The sequence below is a fragment of the Mesorhizobium sp. M8A.F.Ca.ET.057.01.1.1 genome (genome assembly GCF_003952565.1).
Lineage (GTDB): Bacteria > Pseudomonadota > Alphaproteobacteria > Rhizobiales > Rhizobiaceae > Mesorhizobium.
Window position 1 is genome coordinate 5,795,920 of record NZ_CP034454.1, and the last position, 17,664, is coordinate 5,813,583.

The following is a 17,664-nucleotide window of genomic DNA, read 5'->3' on the forward strand; positions in this document are numbered from 1 at the left end:
GCCTAATGCAGGCTCCGCCGGGCGCTGCCAAGCTTCTCGCCCTCGGGCACTTCGGTGGAGTTCTTCTTTCTCTCGGCTTCGCGCAGCCTGTCGGCCGGCGTCGGCTCGCTCCTGGCGATCATGACGTAGACGACCGCGAAATAACCGACCTGGATGACCACCGCGCAGATGATGACACGCAGCAGTGTCGTGCCGAGCGAAGCCCCACCCAGCCACGACCAGGCAACGACGATCGCGAGCGCGAAAAGCATCCCAACGATGAATTTTGGAAGCGACATACCCAACAGCCCATACACCGGCTCGGGTTATATCCAACGATAGCCCCACCCGAGCGCCGTCCCTTGTCAATGCGGGCTTGTTAAGTCACCCGCTGCCGACCGGTTGCTTCCGGCCTTTCAACCTGTCGCCACCATGACAGGTATAATTTGCAATTCTATTAAGGCGAGCAGAAGGCGGCAAGGGCAACCGCACATATTTTTGAATGAGCTTACGGGTTCGACTCTGCCATGCTGCAACGCACACGACCGCAATTCACTCAACCTGCAGCCGTCATAAGGCGCGAGTACAATCCATAATATTAAGCAGTATTTTATGTGAATAGTTTCGAATATGGCATCTTCCTAAAGCACTTATATGCTCCGCCCCTCGACGCTGAGAACGCGCCGCCTAGGAATCGCCTCAAAAATGTCCGGATTTTTTTATCCTTGCCCATTTATTGTCACAAATGTGCTAAAAATTTCGAAATTTGTGCAGGGCGAGCTTATTATTTAGTCAATTCATGACGCGACTATTTCAATGGGATGGGAAATTGTGTGTTGCGCTGCAGCATTTTTTTGATATCGTGCGATCAACCATTCGTTCACCGCATGGAGTTTCCGTATGAGGGATATTGCCAAGTCGGCCACGGCGGGCTTTTCGCAGGCTGACACCGACTTTCCGCCGCCGATCGGCGGTCTCATCAAACGGAGTTTTGATGTCGCCGGTTCACTGGTTGGGCTGATCGCGCTCAGCCCGCTGTTCATCATGATAGCATTGCTCGTCAAGTTCTCCGATGGCGGATCGATTTTTTACGGTCACCGCCGAATCGGGCGCGGCGGACGGCTGTTCTCCTGCCTCAAATTCCGCACCATGGTTCCCGACGGGGACAAGGTGCTGGCCGCCTATCTTGCGACCAATCCAGACGCCAATGCGGAATGGATAGCGACCCGCAAGCTGAAGAACGATCCACGCGTCACCCGCGTCGGAGCGGTCCTGCGCAAGCTCAGCCTCGATGAGTTGCCGCAGATCATCAACATCCTCCAAGGCGACATGAGCCTTGTCGGACCTCGCCCGGTGGTCCGTGACGAACTGGAAATCTACGGCAGCGCGGCCGTCTATTACCTGAAGTCCCGGCCCGGCCTGACCGGCCTGTGGCAGGTCAGCGGCCGCAACGATGTCTCCTATGACAGCCGCGTCGCGTTCGATCGCCACTATGTCGAGAACTGGTCGCTGTTCGAAGACGTTCGCATCATCATCAGGACCGTGCCGGCCGTCTGGATGTCACGCGGTTCTTATTGATCGGCCCGCGTGACCCAGGCATCCGGCGGCAAGCTCATCGGGCGATGGGGCTAAAAACGGATCGGAACGTTCAGTTGAAAACAGACATGTTCGAAGCCTTTGGCAGCGGCCCCTTTTCCGGCCGCTCGCGGCTCGTGGCGACGTGCCTTGCGATGTCGCTTGCTTTTCCCCAACTGGCCGCCGCCGACGACTACCGTCTGGGCTCCCAGGACAAACTCACCGTCCGCATCGCCGAATGGCAGACCGTCGAAAGCACGTTCCGCGACTGGTCGTCGGTCAACGGCCAATACACGGTCGGTCCGTCCGGCACGCTGTCGGTGCCTTTCGTCGGAGAACTGCCGGCGGCCGGCAAGACCACGGCGGAAGTCGCCGCGGCGATCGGCGAGGCGCTTCAGCACAAGCTCGCTTTGTCGGACAAGCCCGAAGCCTCGGTCGAAATGGCGCAATTCCGGCCGTTCTACATTTCGGGCGAAGTGCAGAATCCCGGCCAGTTTCCCTATGTGCCCGACCTTACGGTGCTGAAAGCTATCAGCGTCGCCGGCGGCATCAGGCGCAGCGCCGACTACGGTCCCCAGCTCGGCAAGGACCTGGTCACCGCCAAGGGTAATTTCGATATCTCCGACGACCTGCGTGTGCGGCTGATCGTCAAGCGCGCCCGTATCGACGCCGATATGGCTGGCAAGACGAGCTTCGAAGCGCCGAAGGAGGTCGAGGGCGATCCTCGGCTGCCGACCATCGTCAACGACGAGATGACGATCCTGACCGCCGACCAGAAGGCGCTGAAGCTGAAGCTCGAGTCACTCGACGATCTCAAGGGTGTGCTGCAGGCCGAAATCGAATCGCTGCAGAAGAAGATCGTCAACCAGCAGAAGCAGGTCGATCTTGCGCAGCAACAGCTGGCCAGCATCGGTCCGCTGGCGCAGAAGGGTCTGGTCGCCAATGCGAGACTTCTGGATTCGCAGCAGTCCGTCACCGACCTGCAAGGCAAGATCCTGGACTATGAGACGGCCATTCTCACCGCCAAGCAGGCGATCAGCAAGGCGACGCAGGACGCCATCGACGCCCAGAACACCTTGAGCTCTAGCCTCGCCGCCGCCCGGCAACAGACCGAAGCCGACCTGAACGAGGCCGCGCTGAAGGTGAACATGCAGAAAGGCCTGATCGCTCAGGCCACCGATCCGGCGACGACGGCCGCCATCACCAACGACCAGCAGCCTACCTTGCTCTATTCGCTGGTGCGCAATGTCGACGGCAAAACCAGCGAAATCGCCGCCAAGGAAGACACACCCGTGCTGCCTGGCGATGTGATCAAGATCAAGCTGGCGCCGCTGGCGAGCCAGTAGGGACGCGGCGGTTCGCACGACCCGCCGCTTCGATCTCCCAGAGCGGTTCAGCGTTTGATAGAATTGCCGACCGGCTCTAACTCTTTTGTTTTCACGCAATTCCCAAGGGAAGCGCTATGCGCTTCTCCCGGGAAAAACCGTTACACATTTTTTCCTGGAATTGCTCAAGGACTTTGAACCTCCGCCTGGCCTGCCCGGCGGAGGTTTTTGCTGACAGAATTTCCAGAACCGGAAAACCGGCTGTTGGCGCAATTCCCAAGGTGAAGCGCTACCCGCTTTTCCTGGAATTGCCCTGGCGGACCCTCATCATTACTCGGCCGCCGCCGGACGGTGCGGCCAGGCTGGCTCACCACCCTTCGCATCCGCCGGCTCGAAGGCCGGCGACCACCGCGTGCGGGTGACCGGCAACCGGGCCAGCTTGAAGAAGCTGAAATACATCAGGAAGGAGCCCATGATGTAGGGGTTGAGGATCTCGACCTCGACGAAGGAGCGGATGAGCAGCAGCACCATCACGCCGATGAGAACCACCGATTCGGCCTGCCATGTCTTGAAGACTACCGCCGCGATATGACCGAAAAGCGTGCGCAGCATAATCAGGGATATCAGCACCGCCCCGGTGAAGCCGAGTTCGACAAGGGCCTCGACATAGGTGTTGTGGAAATGGAAGCCGGTGCGGGTGGTGATGTAGAATTCGTTCCACAGCCGCTCGGCCTCGGCAAAGCCCTGCACCCAATAGGCGGCATAGCCGACGCCGAGGACCGGCGATCGCATCGCGGCGTTCCAGCCCTGCTCCCATAGATAGGTCCGCCCGGTGAGAGTCGAATCCTTGCCGAAGATGCCAAGCACGAAGTCCATGAGCCCGAGATTGAGGGCGACGATGGCCACCACGACGATCATGCCGGCGCCGATCAGGAAGATTACCCGGCGATAGCGCCGCGACAAAAGCTTGCTCATCGCAAGCAGCGCCACCAGCGCCAGAACCGCCGGTATCGAGGCCATCGATGTGGCGGAATGCGAGACGACCAGCACATAGGCCGACAACAGCACGACCGGCACGGTCAGCATGAAGCTCAGGCGACCTCGCCGAAGGAAAGCAAGGAAAACGACGGAGAAATAGATGCCGAGCGAGCCGACGAAGCCGATCTGGTTCTTGGAGGCGAAGGCGCCGACGAAATTATAGGTGCCGTCGAGGACGTCCTCGGAATAGGCGCCGACCTTCAGCGAATAGATGAGGACGAAGAATATGCCGACCAGAGCGCCTATCGTCAGGGTGCGCACGCTGACGGTGCGTGCCGCGACATAGGCACAGGCGATATGGGAAAGGTACTGGACCGCCGTTCTGGCGGTCGTGCCGGGCGCCTGCGACCAGAACACGGAGAAGCAGACATAGGCGGCGAACAGCAGCGGCAGCCAGGCACTGGACAATTGCCGCAGGAAGCGCCGGTAGTCGACCATGATGAGCGGAAGCCAGACGGCATAGTAGGCCAGGATCAGCACCTGGCCGAAAATGACGGAATAGGAGAACGCCCAGATCGAGACGGCAACGGCAAAACTGCCATAGGCCGAGTTCTTCTCGGGATCGACGAGCAGGGATTTGGGAATTTTCATCTAAAGGGTCCCGTCGACACGACCCGGGACCGGCAGGCCGCCAACCAGCCGGCATATCCGCAAACAGGGGCGTACAAGAAACGGCGTCTCCATTGTGCAGTGCAATATAACCTATCGCACCCCATGCTCAATGGCAAATCCGGTCACCTTGTCTTACAGCGAGGCGATCGCCGAGAGATCGCAACCCCGTAGTCCGGCCGGTGTTGGCCCAGACGATCCGGCCACATGCCGGCTTGAACTCGATCGGCGGTCACCTCACAGTCCCGACGAGCCATCACATGGACCGGCTTCAGCCAGGATGGACAGGGGGGAATGACATGCCGATGAACTTCGCGGGACGATTCGCCGGCCGATCGGCGGTGATTACCGGCGGCGCCTCGGGCATCGGCCTGGCGGTCGCGCACAGGATCGTCGACGAAGGCGGGCGCGTCAGCGTCTGGGATCGCGACCCCGCACAGATCGAACAGGCGAAAGCAGTCATCCCTAGCCTGCATGGGGTGATGATGGACGTTGCGGATGCGGCAAGTGTGGAGGCCGCCGCACAATCGACGATCGAAGCCCTCGGCGGCGTCGACATACTGGTCACCAGCGCGGCCATAACCGGGCCGAACATGACGACCTGGTCCTATTCGGCCGAGGATTGGCGAAGGGTCATCGACATCAACATCAACGGCGTCTTCTACTGCAACAAGGCGCTGGTGCCGCACATGCTCGAGCGCAACTACGGCCGCATCGTCAACATCGCCTCGATCGCCGGCAAGGAAGGCAATCCCAACGCTTCCGCCTACAGCACCTCGAAGGCGGCGGTGATCGGCCTGACCAAGTCGCTCGGCAAGGAACTCGCCAAGACCAAGGTGACGGTCAATTGCGTGACGCCGGCGGCGGTGCGCACAGCGATCTTCAAGCAGATGAGCCAGGAGCACATCGATTTCATGCTGTCGAAGATCCCGATGGCGCGATTCGGCGAGGTCGAGGAAGTGGCGGCGCTGATCTCATGGATCGCCTCCGAGGAATGCTCGTTCACCACGGCCGCCGTATTCGACGTTTCGGGCGGCCGGGCCACTTATTGAGCCGCATCGAGACAGTTCGGAGTTGGCACGAGCCAACTACAATTCCGCGTGACGCAGCAACGATTGGAGCTGGACAGGCTTATGGTAGCTGACGTCTGAATGAGCGTGCCACAACAGGGGAAAGCCATGACACGACGAGAGAGCCCGGCAGGTGCGATGCCCCCGACCACAATGCCAGTGGCGTGCAGTCGACGGAAGCCGCGATCACCAAGCCGGAGTTTGCTTCGTTTGCTTAGAGCAGATCCCGCCGCGCAGGCCGACGACGAGCTTCTGGACCGCTACCAGCGCGCCGCCTTCGGCTATTTCCTGGAGAATGTGAACCCCGACAACGGGCTGGTCGCCGACACCTCGCGGCCGAATTCACCGTGCAGCATCGCCGTCGTCGGTTTCGCCCTGTCCTGCTATCCGATCGGCGTCGAACGTGGCTGGATGGCGCGCGACGCGGCTGCCAGGCTGACCCTTGCGGCGCTACGCTTTTTCCGGTCCAGCACGCAAGGCAGCGGCCCCGACGTTACCGGCCACAAGGGTTTTTACTACCACTTCCTCGACATGCGAACCGGTTTGCGCGTCTGGCGCTGCGAGTTGTCGATGGTCGATACCGCCCTGCTGATTGCCGGCATGCTGGTGGCGGGCGCCTATTTTTCCGGCGACAATGAAGACGAGGCCGAAATCCGCCGTCTGGCCGAGGCGCTCTACAGGCGTGTCGACTGGCGATGGGCGCAAGGCAGCAGCCCGACGCTCCGCCAGGGCTGGAAGGCCAGGACCGGCTTTCTGCACTATGGCTGGGAAGGCTACAACGAGGCGACGATCCTCTATGTGCTGTCCATGGCCTCACCGGACCGCCCGACCACCGACGACAGCTACGAGGCCTGGACGGCGACCTACCAGTGGGAAAACATCTACGGCCACGACGTGCTCTATGGCGGGCCGCTGTTCATGCACCAATTCTCGCATGCCTGGATCGATTTCGCCGGCATCCGCGACGCTTTCATGCGCGAGAAGAATTCGGACTATTTCGAAAACAGCCGCCGCTCGACATACCTTCACCGCGACTACGCCCGACACAATCCTTACGGCTTTGATGGCTATAACGAGAACCTGTGGGGTCTTTCGGCAGGAGACGGACCAGGTGGCTTCCGCGCCAGCGTGGAGCGACGGCGCCACCGGTTTTCCGGTTACGCGGCGCGCGGCGCGCCTTTCGGTCCGGATGACGGCACGATCGCGCCATGGTCCTATCCGGCGTCGCTGCCTTTCGCGCCTGATATTTGCCTGGCGGCGATGCGCCACCTCGCCGATCGTTACCCGGAGGTGCTCGACAATTTCCGGCTGCCGAGCGGTTTCAACCCGACATTGGCCAACCGGCGAAAATTCGGCCGCAACGGCTGGGTGTCGGAAGGCCATTACGGACTGGACCAGGGCATTGCGGTAATGATGATCGAAAACCACCGTTCCGGCATGATCTGGGAGCTCATGCGTTCCAATCCCCATATCCGTCGTGGGCTGGACAAGGCTGGCTTTACCGGCGGATGGCTGTCGCGGTCGGCAAGCCCGGCATCCGGGGGGCGCGATGTCACGTGAACCGGCGAGAGCCGCCACCTTCCCCGTCGACCGCAATGACGTCGAACTGATCAGGGGCGCGCATCCCCCGCACTGGAAGAACCCGACCCCGAACGGCCCCTACAATCTCGTCGTCATCGGCGCCGGGCCGGCCGGGTTGTCCGCCGCGCGTGACGCGGCGAGCCTTGGCGCGAAGGTCGCGCTGATCGAGCGTGGGCTGATTGGCGGTGCGTGCATCAATGTCGGCGGAATTCCGTCGAAGTCGATCATTCGCACAGCCAGGCTCTATGCCGACATGCGCGATGCCGAGAGCTTCGGCGGCGACCCGCCAGACCATCTTCGTGTCGATTTTCAACGCGCGATGACACGGATGCGGCAGATCCGGCAGCGGATCAGCCGTGCCGATTCCGCCGCGAGCCTGGTTTCGCAAGGCATCGACCTCTATTTCGGTGCGGCGCGATTTGCCGGCCCCGATACGGTCACGGTCGAGGAGAGCACGCTGCATTTCAAGAAGGCGCTGATTGCAACGGGCGCACACCCGGCCTTCCCTGCCATCCCGGGGCTGGTGGAAGCCGGTTATCTCAGCAACGAGACGATGTTCGACCTTACGCAATGCCCGCCGCGGCTCCTCGTCATCGGCGGCGGGCCGCTTGGCTGCGAGACAGCGCAGGCCTTCTGCATGCTCGGCGCCAAGGTCATCCTGGCGCAGAGCGACCCGATGTTCCTGCCCGGCGAGGAGCGCGACGCCGCGCAGATCCTTTCAGATGCGCTGGCGCGCGAGGGGGTGGAGGTGCGCCTGAACACCGAAGTGGTGGCGGTGCGGAGGGAAGGTGCCACCAAGTTCGCCGACCTGATGCGGGATGGTGACACGACGACGATCTCCGTCGACGAGATCATCACCGGCGTCGGCCGTTCACCCAATGTCGATGGTCTCGGCCTCGAAGAGGCCGATGTGGCGTATGACGCCGACGGCATCAAGGTGGATGATTATCTGCGAACCAGCAACCCGCACATCTATGCGGCGGGCGACGTCTGCCTCGAATACAAGTTCACCCATACCGCCGAGGCAACGGCGCGCATTGTCGTGCGCAATGCCTTGTTTCGCGGCCGCGAAAGGCTCAGCGACCTCGTCGTCCCCTGGTGCACCTATACCGATCCGGAGATCGCCCATGTCGGCCTCTATCCCCTGGAAGCGCGCCGCAACGGCATTCCGGTCAAAACCTATACGATACTGATGCACGATGTCGCCCGCGCCGTGATGGACGGCGAGGAGGAAGGATTCGTCAAGATCCATGTCAGGGAGGGGTCCGACCGCATCCTGGGCGCGACGGTCGTCGCCAGTCATGCAGGCGAGATGATCAATGCGGTGACCCTCGCCATCCGATCCGGCATGGGACTGCATGCGTTGGCCGACGTCATCCATCCCTTCCCGACACAGGCGCAAGGCATCAAGATGGCGGGCGACGCCTATAGGCGGACACGCCTCACCTCGTTGCGCAGGCGCCTGGCGGCCCACTGGCTGGCGTGGTCCAGACGATAAGCCCAGAGCCATCACATATGCCGAAATGCTCACAAATACGCAACCAAGTGCGCGGCGGCGCTTGACGGATCCCCGCTAGGCCCATGAAATTGAGACGACGCCTTCGGCCGCGGAACATTCGTGGATGCAGCCTTTAGTCGAAACGGAATACGCAATCGAGCTCTTGTCCAAGGGTTACATCTGTGTGCCGCTGCGAGAAGGTGGGAAGCATCTCGATCTTCAGGCGATGGAATATCATCCGCTGCATTTGAAGGCCCGTCGAAAGGATCTGAAAGAATTGGCGTTCCGGTCGATTGCCTTTCAGTTGTCGCAGAAGCCACCAACACCGGAGGAAATCCGGCGCTGGTTTCGGGACTTTGCTGGAAATGTCGGGATCATCGGAGGATACTGCAACCTTCTCATCCTGGATTTCGACGATTCAGCAGACTATCGCGCATGGTCTGGCAAGCACGCGCACCTTTCAAGGTGCACGCCGGTCGCGAAATCGCCGAATGGATTCCACATCTATCTGAGGACGCGCGAACCGGCGGTTTCATCCAGCCTGTATCTCGGCATGAGGCGGATCGGCCACCTGAAGGCGCTTGGCGGTTACGTCGTTGGAAGTCCTTCCGTACTCAAGGATGGCTGCTGCTACAGCTGGTTGAAGGACCAGTCGCCATTCGACGTCGAGCCGCAACCAGTCGAAAGCCTGGCCAGTCTTTCACTTCGCGCGGTCTCGCCACTCAAACATTGCTATGACCGCGTTCTGAAGCGCGGTTTTTTCGTGCCGCAATGAGCATTTCGGGGCCTGAGCAACCCAATATCAGCATCGTCATTCCGGCAAGAAATGCCGCCGCGACGATCGACGCCACGCTGCGAAGCCTTCTGCCGGAGAGGGGCCTGATCAGCGAGATTCTTCTCGTCGACGATGGCTCCATCGACCAGACCACGGCGATCTCGATGCAAAGCGCCCGGAAGTACGGATTGCCGCTGGAGATCCTCGCCATGCGGCTGGGCAGCGCGGGCGCTGCCCGCAACGCCGGAATTGCGCGAGCCAAAGGCAAGTTCATACTTTTCCTCGATGCCGACGATGAGGTGATGGCGGGAGGGTTGGGACTGCTGCATGAGGCGCTCCTGCGCAATCCCGAGGCCGGCCTGTCGATAGGAGCCAGCATTCGCCGCACCAGGGGGAGGCCGGACAAGCTCAAGGTTCCGCATGGGTACACGAGCGACCGGGCATTGAACGCCCGCCGCTACCTTCTTAACGAGGCATGGCCGATCGCCATGGGCAGCGCGTTAGTCGCAGCCTCGGCAATGGCCACCGTCCGCTTTCCGGAAACCACCAGCCTGGATGAGGACACGTGCTATTGGGCGGCCATGCTCGCACAGGCCGACGTGACGACGATCTCTTCTCCGGTGCTTCTCTACCACCATGACGAAGAGAGGATGGCGCGGCGATTTGTCGAGAACCCGCGGGCCACGTTTCTCGCGATAGCACTGGAGCTGGACAAGCTTGCCGGTTCAGCCATTGCCAGGGACGTTCTGCAGTGGAGGAAGGCCTGGATAGCCTTGCGGATTTCAAGGCAGCTTATCAAACACAACCAATACAGCTATGCGATGAGCATGATGCGTGCCGTTCGCGCCCACAAAAGCCTGGGGCCGAGCTGGAAGGCGTCGCAATATCGCGTACGAATTCGCATCGGAGCCATGATGGAACGGCCTGACCACTCGTCGAGCGCTGGCGCGGTCACGGAAAGACGTACGCTGTTCGTGTCCTTCGACCCGGCATTTCCGCCAGTTTCCGGTGCGGACCTGAGAAATTTCAACAATGCCAGCCTTGCAGCCGAATACGGCCCGGTCCGGCTTGCCTCGATCAGGCCTCTGGGCAACCCGCGACAACCGTCCGACGCGCGCATCAACGCGGTTGGCCTGGGGATCGATGGAGAACCGCATTCGGCCTCTCTCGGCTGGTGGAGGATCGCGGGGGAGAACCGTATCCCGCGCACGGCATTGGTGCGGCTGCGGAAACTGGTGCAAACCTTCAAACCCGATACGGTCATCGTCGAGGGGACCGGCCTGTTCAAGCTGCTGCGACATTTGCGGCCGCTGACCAAGCAGCTCATCCTCGACATGCACAATGTCGAATCCGACCTGGCGGCACAGCTGCGGCATATCAGTCCAGCGCGATCCCCGGCGGTGCTTGGCATCCGGCGGCTGGAGAGAAAAGCGCAATCCCTCGTCGACAGGGTGTGGGTCTGCTCGAACCAGGATCGCGAAAGGTTGATGGCAACATCCCGGCACAAGGTGCCGATCGATGTCGTTCCCAATGGAATCCCCAACGCCGAGGACATTCCGAGGGTGCTGCCCGCCGAAGCCGCTACCGACAGCGGTTATCCGACGATCGTGTTTATCGGGCATCTCGGCTATCCGCCGAACGTCGATGCGGCCGAGCGCCTGGCGGGCACCATATTGCCCCGCATTCGGCAGGTCTTGCCGGGCGCAAGACTTACTCTTGCCGGACGCAGCCCCAAGGCAACCGTGCAGGCGCTGACCAGATTGCCTGGTGTGGAGCTTGTCGAAGATCCCGAAAGCGTGGCGCCGCTCCTGTCCGGCGCGCATCTCAGCATCATCCCGCTCAGGGCCGGCGGGGGCACGCGCATCAAGATCCTGGAGGCGATGACTTGGGGGGTGCCGGTGATCGCGACACCGCTCGCTGCCGAGGGGCTGGACATGGTCGAGAATGACCAGGTGATGCTGTCGACCAGCGACGAAGGACTGGCCGACATGGCCATCGAACTCTCTCTCGACCCCGAACGCCGGGCACGGCAGCGCAAGCGCGCGCATCAGGCCGTATGGGCAAGGTTTGGCCCGCAAGCGATCCGGGATGCCGTCCGCGCCGGACTTGCACTGGACAATGACGGCAAGTGACACCAGGCCACCTCCATCACCCCATGAGCCGTCGATGATCCCGCCGATCCTGCACCAGACCTGGAAGACCGACAGCGTTCCCGCACGCTTCCAAGCCTATGCCAATAGCTGGAAGCGGCATAATCCACACTGGACGGTCATGCTCTGGAGCGACCGGATGCTGCTCGAATTCGTGGCCGAGCACTACACGGATTATCTGCCGATGTTCTGTGGCTACACCAACGGCGTGCAGCGGTCGGACGCGGCCCGCTACATGCTTCTGCATCACTTCGGCGGGGTCTATGCCGACATCGACTGCGAATGCGTCGCCCCCTTCGATGCGATCATGAGCGAGACCCGGGTCGTACTGTGCAAGGAGCCGGCTTCGCATGCGGCCGTCCAGGCGGATTTCCGGGGCCTGCCCTACCTTCTGTTCAACGGGACGATAGCGAGCCCGCCGGGTCATCCATTCTGGTTGCATCTCCTGTCGATGATGCCCGGGCTCGCCGCCGCCAAGGACGTGCTCGACGCGACCGGCCCTTGCCTGCTCACCTCCGCGCAGCGCGGGTACAGCGATCAGGCGGCCTTCGCCATTCATCCTTCCGCCCTGTTCGTGCCGGTGACGTCGGCCGGGAGCACGGAGCGCGACGCCGGCGACGACACGGCCGCGCTTTCGATCCACCACTGGGCCGGCACATGGTGGACCCCGGAGCCGCCGCCGAACTGGTGGACCAAGTTTCGCAACCGGGCCTATGGGCTCCGGTATCACCTGACGCGCGGCGCGTATCTGGATGAAGCCGGCGCGAAAGCAGGCGTCGACAAGACAGTCCTGTCGGCACCGCCGCCGCCGCGTCGAAACGTCGCCGTGCTAGTGCCGCTTCGCGATGCCGCCGACCTTATCCAGCCGTTCCTCGATGCGCTGGATGGGCTCGACTATCCTAAGAACAGAATCAAGCTGGTCTTCTGCGAAGGCGACAGCCTGGACGGAAGCTGGGAGCGACTACAGGCCGCAACCGCTGGATTGGCCGGCAAATATCGTGACATCGTCCTGTTGCAAAGACAGGTCGGCACCCGCCTCGACAGGGCAAAACGGGCAAAGCCCAGAATGCAGCGCGTCAGGCGCGGCGCGATCGCCAAGGTGCGAAATTATCTGATCGATCACGGGCTCAGCGAGGACGATGACTGGGCGCTGTGGATCGATATCGACGTCTGGCGCTTTCCCGGCGATGTGCTGAACCGCCTGATCGCCACTGGACATCGCATCGCGGTGCCCAACTGCGTGAAGATCGCCGGTGGCGCCAGTTTCGACCTCAACAGCTTTGTCATCAGGCGGCAGACCAGGGACTATCGCTACTACCGCGAGATACGTGGCGGCCTTCACCAACCTCCGGTGCAAACGCCAAGCCGGTATCATCTCAGCGATGTCAGACATCTCGATATTATCGGGCTCGATGCGGTCGGCGGAACCATGCTCCTGGTCGATGCCGCCCTGCATCGCGGTGGTCTTCGCTTTCCCGAAATTCCTTACCGCGATCTGATCGAGACCGAAGCTTTTGGCCTCCTTGCCAACGACCTCGGCATCCGGCCGGTCGGCCTGCCCAAGCTGGAAATCCTACACGTCCCGTGGTGAGACGACGGCCCGCCGAAGCTCTTCGCGCAGAGGCTGCAGATAGGCTTGCGGGCGCAGACGTCCCCACACATAGTCCCGGTCCGTCAAATGCGCGACCTGCCTGACCCAGCGCCCCGGAGCATCGGGGTACCGAACCTCGCGCCAATCGTCGACGATGATGACAGGCAGGCCTTCGTAAAGCGGATCGAGCGGTGAAGTCTTGGTCACCACGATGCAGCCGAGATAAAGCAGTTCCCATGTCCGGTGACAGTCCAGGCCGTTTCCGGCGGTCGACAGCACGAGCGGATATTGCGAATAGAGCTGCCAGATCGAGCGCTGCGATACGCGTTGGCCTAGAAAATCGACATGCGGGCATCCGTCCAGGGCATCAAGCAATTCCCGACGCTCGCCGGACTCTCTGCAGACGCTGAAATCGCAGAATATCCTGGCCGGACGACGATCCGCACTTCCCTGCCCGCGCAGGGTTTTCAGTTGTCTCACCAGTCCGGCAGGCGTCGCCAGGGAACGTGGGGTGTGGAGATCCAGCCCGATCGGGAACGGCTTGATCCTGGGATGACCGCCGTCGCAGTTCTGGCTGTACCAGGAGACTAGGTAGGGGTTGGCAAGAAGCCGCTCGACAGTGTCCTTGGGCAGATCCGAAGGCACCGAGGAATCACCGTCGGTCGTCAGCAGGACGAAGGGAGCCTTGATGGCAGGCAGGGCTATCCTGGCGAAAGTGTCGAGATCGCAATTTCGCGCAAGTCTGGCCAGGGTGCTCAGCCGCACCCAGACGATGCCATGCGCGCCGCTATAGTGGTCGCGAAAAAAGCCTCGTTTTGCGTCGATTCGGTCGGCGCCCAGCGATACCAATCGGGTCCGGCGAAATCACAGAAGCGCCCGATCCCTTGCGACCATAGCACGGAAGGAACGCTGAAAAACCTCAGCGCCCTGGAACGGACGGCTTTCTTGAGTTTTGCTCGCCAACGCGACATGCCCATGGGCAACCCTTAGCCCAGACGCCGTTATGGCCGCAACGTCCGGCCAGCTTGCTCAGACAGGCCAAGGCGGGCTCGTGGCGTTAGTCGTGCAGGTCCCGCGCAATCGGCGGGCCGACCGAAAATCCGGAGAACGTGACCTCGAAACCCTCACGCTGCGGCGAACAGCACATCATACCGACATCGACCACCTTCGAGATCGGGAAATAGGCGAGCCGCACCGGCTTCCAATGACCGTCGGAAGCGTCGAGGTACTGGACGCGGATCGCCTCGCCATGACGGGTCAGGCGGATCCTGACGCCGTCCGGGCCGGCGGCAATGGCCACCAGCGACCAGTCCGACATGTCGTTGGTGACGACGACGGATAGATAGGCAAGGCCGTCGGTGTATTCGATGCCGGCCTTGATCCAGTGCGTTTCGCTCAGCCGGACCATCAGCCCGGCCTGGTCGTAAAGCACCTCGTAGTCGCCCTTGACGGTGACCTCGGCGGTGAAGTCGCCCTCGACCTGCCGGTAGAGGAAGTGGCCGTTGTCGCGCCAGAAACCATAGAAGGTCTCGCGCCAGAAATCGGTCTCCTTGCCGGTGCGCACGCGCACGGCATCACCGTCGACGGCATGGTGCGGCGGCGGGTTGAGCCAGGTCAGGTCCTGCAGTGTCATCGCACCGGTCCGTTACTCGAGGAGGTGACGGCACGCCGGCCGGTAAGCCGGCGCCGGATCATCCCGCGAACGTGTAAGCGGTCTTTACCGTGGTGTAGAACTCCATGGCATAGCGGCCCTGTTCGCGCGGGCCGAAGCTCGAACCCTTGCGCCCGCCGAAGGGAACATGGAAGTCGACGCCTGCCGTCGGCAGGTTGACCATGACCATGCCGGCTTCGGAATTGCGCTTGAAATGTGTGGCGTGCTTGAGGCTCGTGGTGCAGATGCCCGAGGTCAGGCCGAACGGCGTGTCGTTGGCGACGGCAAGTGCTTCGTCATAGTCCTGGACGCGGATGACACTGGCGACCGGTCCGAAAATCTCCTCGCGCGAACTGCGCATGGCGTTGGTGGCCTCGGTCAGCAGCGCCGGCTTGAGATAGAAACCCGGCGTCTTGCGGTCGAGCCGTTCACCACCGAAAGCAAGCGTGGCTCCTTCCCGGACACCGATGCCGATATAGTCCTCGTCCTGCTTGAGCTGGGTCGCGTCGACCACCGGGCCGATCTGCGTCTGCGCGTCGAGCGCGTCGCCGATCACCAGCTTTTCCATGCGCTCCTTGAGCGCGTCGACGAAACGGTCGTGTATGCCGTTGGTGACGATCAAACGCGACGAGGCCGTGCAGCGCTGGCCGGTCGAGAAGAAGGCGCCGTTTAGCGCGCAATCGACAGCGACCGCGAGATCGGCGTCGTCGAGCACGACCAGCGGGTTCTTGCCGCCCATTTCGAGCTGGAACTTGCGCATGTGCTCGACACTTGCCGCGGCGACGCGCTTGCCGGTTCCCACCGAACCGGTGAAGGAGATGGCGTTGACGTCGGGGCTGTCGAGCATTGCCTGGCCGACCACCGAGCCCTTGCCCATGACCAGGTTCAGCACGCCCTTGGGCAGGCCAGCGCGGTGCAGGATGTCGACAATGGACCAGGCGCTTTCGGGAACGAGTTCGGCCGGCTTGAAGACGACGGTGTTGCCGTGAGCCAGCGCCGGAGCGATCTTCCAGGCGGGGATGGCGATGGGGAAATTCCATGGCGTGATGATGCCGACAACGCCAACCGCTTCGCGCGTGATCTCGACGCCGACACCCGGCCGCACGCTTGGCACCACCTCTCCCGACAGGCGCAATGTTTCGCCGGCAAAGAAATCGAATATCTGGGCGGCGCGGATGGTCTCGCCAATGCCCTCGGCCAGCGTCTTGCCTTCCTCGCGCGCCAGGTTGCGGCCGAGTTCGTCCTTGCGCGCCATGATCTCGTCGGCCGCCTTTTTCAGCACCGCATGGCGCGCCAGCGGGCCGGAGCGGGACCATGCCGGAAACGCCGCCTTGGCCGCCGCGATCGCCTGGTCCGCCTGTTCTACCCCGGCCGAGGCATATTCGCCGACGACGTCGCCGGTATCCGAGGGGTTGATGTTGCGGGATCCGGCATCGCCGACCCATTCGCCATCGATGAGGTTCTTTCGAAACGCTGTCATGTCCTTGCCTTCCCTGGCTGTTGGCCGCGCGGCGGCATCTGTCTGAAGTGGTATTTGCCAGACAATTGCCTTGCGGGAAAGCACGCACTGGGCTCGAAGGCCGCGACAAAAGTCCCCGGGCCTGTGCTCATGCCTTCGGTGCAGCGGCGACAGTGCCGCGTCGACAACCAATCCAGCCAACATCGATGGATAGCTCTCCGGGTCAAGGTCGAATTGCCTTGTACACATATGTCCACAACCTTGATTTGCCTGATCCGGCGTGCCATGCGTCGTGGCGATGGCAGCACTCGAGACGACGATCCAACGTGCCGGCGCCACCGGCAACATCAAGGCCACTCGCGAAGACTGGCTGAAGCTCGCGCTTGAAACCCTGATCTCGGACGGCGTCGAACGCGTCCGCGTGCTGACGCTTGGCCAGCAGCTCGACGTCTCGCGCTCGAGCTTCTACTGGTATTTCAAGAGCCGCCAGGACCTGCTCGACCAGTTGCTGGACCACTGGCGGCAGACCAATACCCGATTCATCGTCGAGCGCGCCGAGCGCCCTTCCGCGACTGTCATTCGCGGGGTGATGAGCATTTTCGAATGCTGGGTGGACGAAAAGCTGTTCGACCCGCGGCTGGATTTCGCGATCCGGGCATGGGCTCGCCGCTCCCCCGCGACAAGGCGCGCGCTGGACGAGGCTGACGAAGAACGAGTCAAAGCCATCCGCGGCATGTTCATGCGTCATGGCTATGAGGAGGAAGACGCGTTCGTGCGAGCCCGAGTGCTCTATTTCATGCAGATCGGCTACTATTCGCTCGAACTCGACGAGCCGATGAGCAGCCGCCTGCCGCATGTTGCCGCGTATCTGCGCAGCTTCACCGGCCAGGAACCTTCAGCGCAGGACGTCGAGGATTTTTCACGCTACGTCGAGAAAACGGTTTCCGGCAACCGGTAATCGAAGACTCCGGAACTCGCCATCCCAAGGTCGGCGCTGCGCGGCATCTGGCCCTCGGCACGTTGGCGTTCAACATACTAGACACATATGTACAATGACGATAGGTTCACTATCTGACCGGGTGGAGTGCGACTGGATGAAATCCCAATACTGGGCGATCGGGATCGGGGGCGGCGTGGTGGGCGCCTCGGTGCTCTATCACGCACGCTGGTGACGCTCGAAATCGACGCGGCCGACGCCGATGCCAGCGGCTACGAACCGAGTTGACAACCCACATCGTCGGCGTCGAAAGAGATGCGCGCGTCATCGCTTCGTCGCCTTACGACCCACAAGGCAAAGCGATGCGGGCATGACCATGCCGTCCGCGCGAATGACCATGCAATGACCAACGCTTATTCCCTCGAA

14 protein-coding genes are annotated in these 17,664 nt (G+C 62.0%); 9 read left to right on the forward strand and 5 right to left on the reverse strand.

From position 1 onward, the window contains the following. Positions 1-2: 2 nt before the first annotated feature. Positions 3-278, reverse strand: a complete 276-nt coding sequence (locus tag EJ077_RS27535; protein WP_208697795.1) for an exopolysaccharide production repressor protein — start codon at positions 276-278, stop codon at positions 3-5. A gap of 601 nt (positions 279-879) precedes the next feature. On the opposite strand from EJ077_RS27535, the gene EJ077_RS27540 reads away from it, so the two are divergent. Both EJ077_RS27540 and EJ077_RS27545 read left to right on the forward strand, forming a co-directional pair. Beyond that, positions 880-1,557, forward strand: coding sequence for a sugar transferase (locus EJ077_RS27540; protein ID WP_135917304.1), 678 nt, complete (start codon positions 880-882; stop codon positions 1,555-1,557). Between the two features lie 86 nt (positions 1,558-1,643). Further along, positions 1,644-2,900 (forward strand): polysaccharide biosynthesis/export family protein, encoded by a 1,257-nt coding sequence (locus EJ077_RS27545; RefSeq protein WP_208697797.1) that lies wholly within the window; start codon positions 1,644-1,646, stop codon positions 2,898-2,900. Positions 2,901-3,209: 309 nt separating this feature from the next. Here EJ077_RS27545 and EJ077_RS27550 read toward each other — a convergent pair whose 3' ends face one another. After that, a complete protein-coding gene (locus EJ077_RS27550) occupies positions 3,210-4,508 on the reverse strand; it encodes an O-antigen ligase family protein (protein ID WP_208697799.1) in 1,299 nt (432 codons plus the stop codon). Positions 4,509-4,825: 317 nt separating this feature from the next. Here EJ077_RS27550 and EJ077_RS27555 point away from each other — a divergent pair, with 317 nt between their 5' ends. The 6 genes from EJ077_RS27555 to EJ077_RS27580 all read left to right on the forward strand — a co-directional run bounded on the left by EJ077_RS27555 (position 4,826) and on the right by EJ077_RS27580 (position 13,191). Further along, positions 4,826-5,578 (forward strand): SDR family NAD(P)-dependent oxidoreductase, encoded by a 753-nt coding sequence (locus tag EJ077_RS27555; RefSeq protein ID WP_208697801.1) that lies wholly within the window; start codon positions 4,826-4,828, stop codon positions 5,576-5,578. Between the two features lie 228 nt (positions 5,579-5,806). Further along, positions 5,807-7,156, forward strand: coding sequence for a glucoamylase family protein (locus EJ077_RS27560; RefSeq protein ID WP_208697803.1), 1,350 nt, complete (start codon positions 5,807-5,809; stop codon positions 7,154-7,156). After that, positions 7,146-8,675, forward strand: coding sequence for a mercuric reductase (locus EJ077_RS27565; RefSeq protein ID WP_208697805.1), 1,530 nt, complete (start codon positions 7,146-7,148; stop codon positions 8,673-8,675). The genes EJ077_RS27560 and EJ077_RS27565 overlap by 11 nt, the downstream gene beginning before the upstream one ends. Before the next feature lie 124 nt (positions 8,676-8,799). Continuing rightward, positions 8,800-9,450, forward strand: coding sequence for a bifunctional DNA primase/polymerase (locus EJ077_RS27570; protein ID WP_208697807.1), 651 nt, complete (start codon positions 8,800-8,802; stop codon positions 9,448-9,450). Next, positions 9,447-11,582 carry a glycosyltransferase gene (locus EJ077_RS27575; RefSeq protein ID WP_208697809.1) on the forward strand — a complete coding sequence of 712 codons (2,136 nt, stop codon included), beginning with the start codon at positions 9,447-9,449 and terminating at the stop codon, positions 11,580-11,582. Before EJ077_RS27570 ends, EJ077_RS27575 begins: the two co-directional genes overlap by 4 nt. Positions 11,583-11,616: 34 nt before the next feature. After that, positions 11,617-13,191 (forward strand): glycosyltransferase, encoded by a 1,575-nt coding sequence (locus tag EJ077_RS27580; protein WP_208697811.1) that lies wholly within the window; start codon positions 11,617-11,619, stop codon positions 13,189-13,191. Here EJ077_RS27580 and EJ077_RS27585 read toward each other — a convergent pair. From EJ077_RS27585 to EJ077_RS27595, 3 genes are all read right to left on the reverse strand, one after another. Next, positions 13,174-13,956 (reverse strand): hypothetical protein, encoded by a 783-nt coding sequence (locus EJ077_RS27585; protein WP_245458568.1) that lies wholly within the window; start codon positions 13,954-13,956, stop codon positions 13,174-13,176. The genes EJ077_RS27580 and EJ077_RS27585 overlap by 18 nt on opposite strands. 292 nt (positions 13,957-14,248) lie before the next feature. Then, positions 14,249-14,824 (reverse strand): DUF1349 domain-containing protein, encoded by a 576-nt coding sequence (locus EJ077_RS27590; RefSeq protein WP_208697813.1) that lies wholly within the window; start codon positions 14,822-14,824, stop codon positions 14,249-14,251. 58 nt (positions 14,825-14,882) lie between these two features. After that, positions 14,883-16,322 (reverse strand): aldehyde dehydrogenase family protein, encoded by a 1,440-nt coding sequence (locus tag EJ077_RS27595; protein ID WP_208697815.1) that lies wholly within the window; start codon positions 16,320-16,322, stop codon positions 14,883-14,885. Between the two features lie 277 nt (positions 16,323-16,599). Here EJ077_RS27595 and EJ077_RS27600 point away from each other — a divergent pair, with 277 nt between their 5' ends. After that, positions 16,600-17,259 carry a TetR/AcrR family transcriptional regulator gene (locus tag EJ077_RS27600; RefSeq protein ID WP_208703145.1) on the forward strand — a complete coding sequence of 220 codons (660 nt, stop codon included), beginning with the start codon at positions 16,600-16,602 and terminating at the stop codon, positions 17,257-17,259. Positions 17,260-17,664 lie beyond the last annotated feature (405 nt).

Excerpts from the sequence above, each read along its gene's own strand:
- EJ077_RS27555 (WP_208697801.1), top strand. The coding sequence starts at position 4,826 with ATGCCGATGAACTTCGCGGGACGATTCGCCGGCCGATCGGCGGTGATT.
- EJ077_RS27545 (WP_208697797.1), top strand. The coding sequence starts at position 1,644 with ATGTTCGAAGCCTTTGGCAGCGGCCCCTTTTCCGGCCGCTCGCGGCTC.
- EJ077_RS27550 (WP_208697799.1), bottom strand. The coding sequence starts at position 4,508 with ATGAAAATTCCCAAATCCCTGCTCGTCGATCCCGAGAAGAACTCGGCC.
- EJ077_RS27590 (WP_208697813.1), bottom strand. The coding sequence starts at position 14,824 with ATGACACTGCAGGACCTGACCTGGCTCAACCCGCCGCCGCACCATGCC.
- EJ077_RS27570 (WP_208697807.1), top strand. The coding sequence starts at position 8,800 with ATGCAGCCTTTAGTCGAAACGGAATACGCAATCGAGCTCTTGTCCAAG.
- EJ077_RS27600 (WP_208703145.1), top strand. The coding sequence starts at position 16,600 with ATGGCAGCACTCGAGACGACGATCCAACGTGCCGGCGCCACCGGCAAC.
- EJ077_RS27595 (WP_208697815.1), bottom strand. The coding sequence starts at position 16,322 with ATGACAGCGTTTCGAAAGAACCTCATCGATGGCGAATGGGTCGGCGAT.
- EJ077_RS27580 (WP_208697811.1), top strand. The coding sequence starts at position 11,617 with ATGATCCCGCCGATCCTGCACCAGACCTGGAAGACCGACAGCGTTCCC.
- EJ077_RS27565 (WP_208697805.1), top strand. The coding sequence starts at position 7,146 with ATGTCACGTGAACCGGCGAGAGCCGCCACCTTCCCCGTCGACCGCAAT.
- EJ077_RS27540 (WP_135917304.1), top strand. The coding sequence starts at position 880 with ATGAGGGATATTGCCAAGTCGGCCACGGCGGGCTTTTCGCAGGCTGAC.
- EJ077_RS27535 (WP_208697795.1), bottom strand. The coding sequence starts at position 278 with ATGTCGCTTCCAAAATTCATCGTTGGGATGCTTTTCGCGCTCGCGATC.
- EJ077_RS27575 (WP_208697809.1), top strand. The coding sequence starts at position 9,447 with ATGAGCATTTCGGGGCCTGAGCAACCCAATATCAGCATCGTCATTCCG.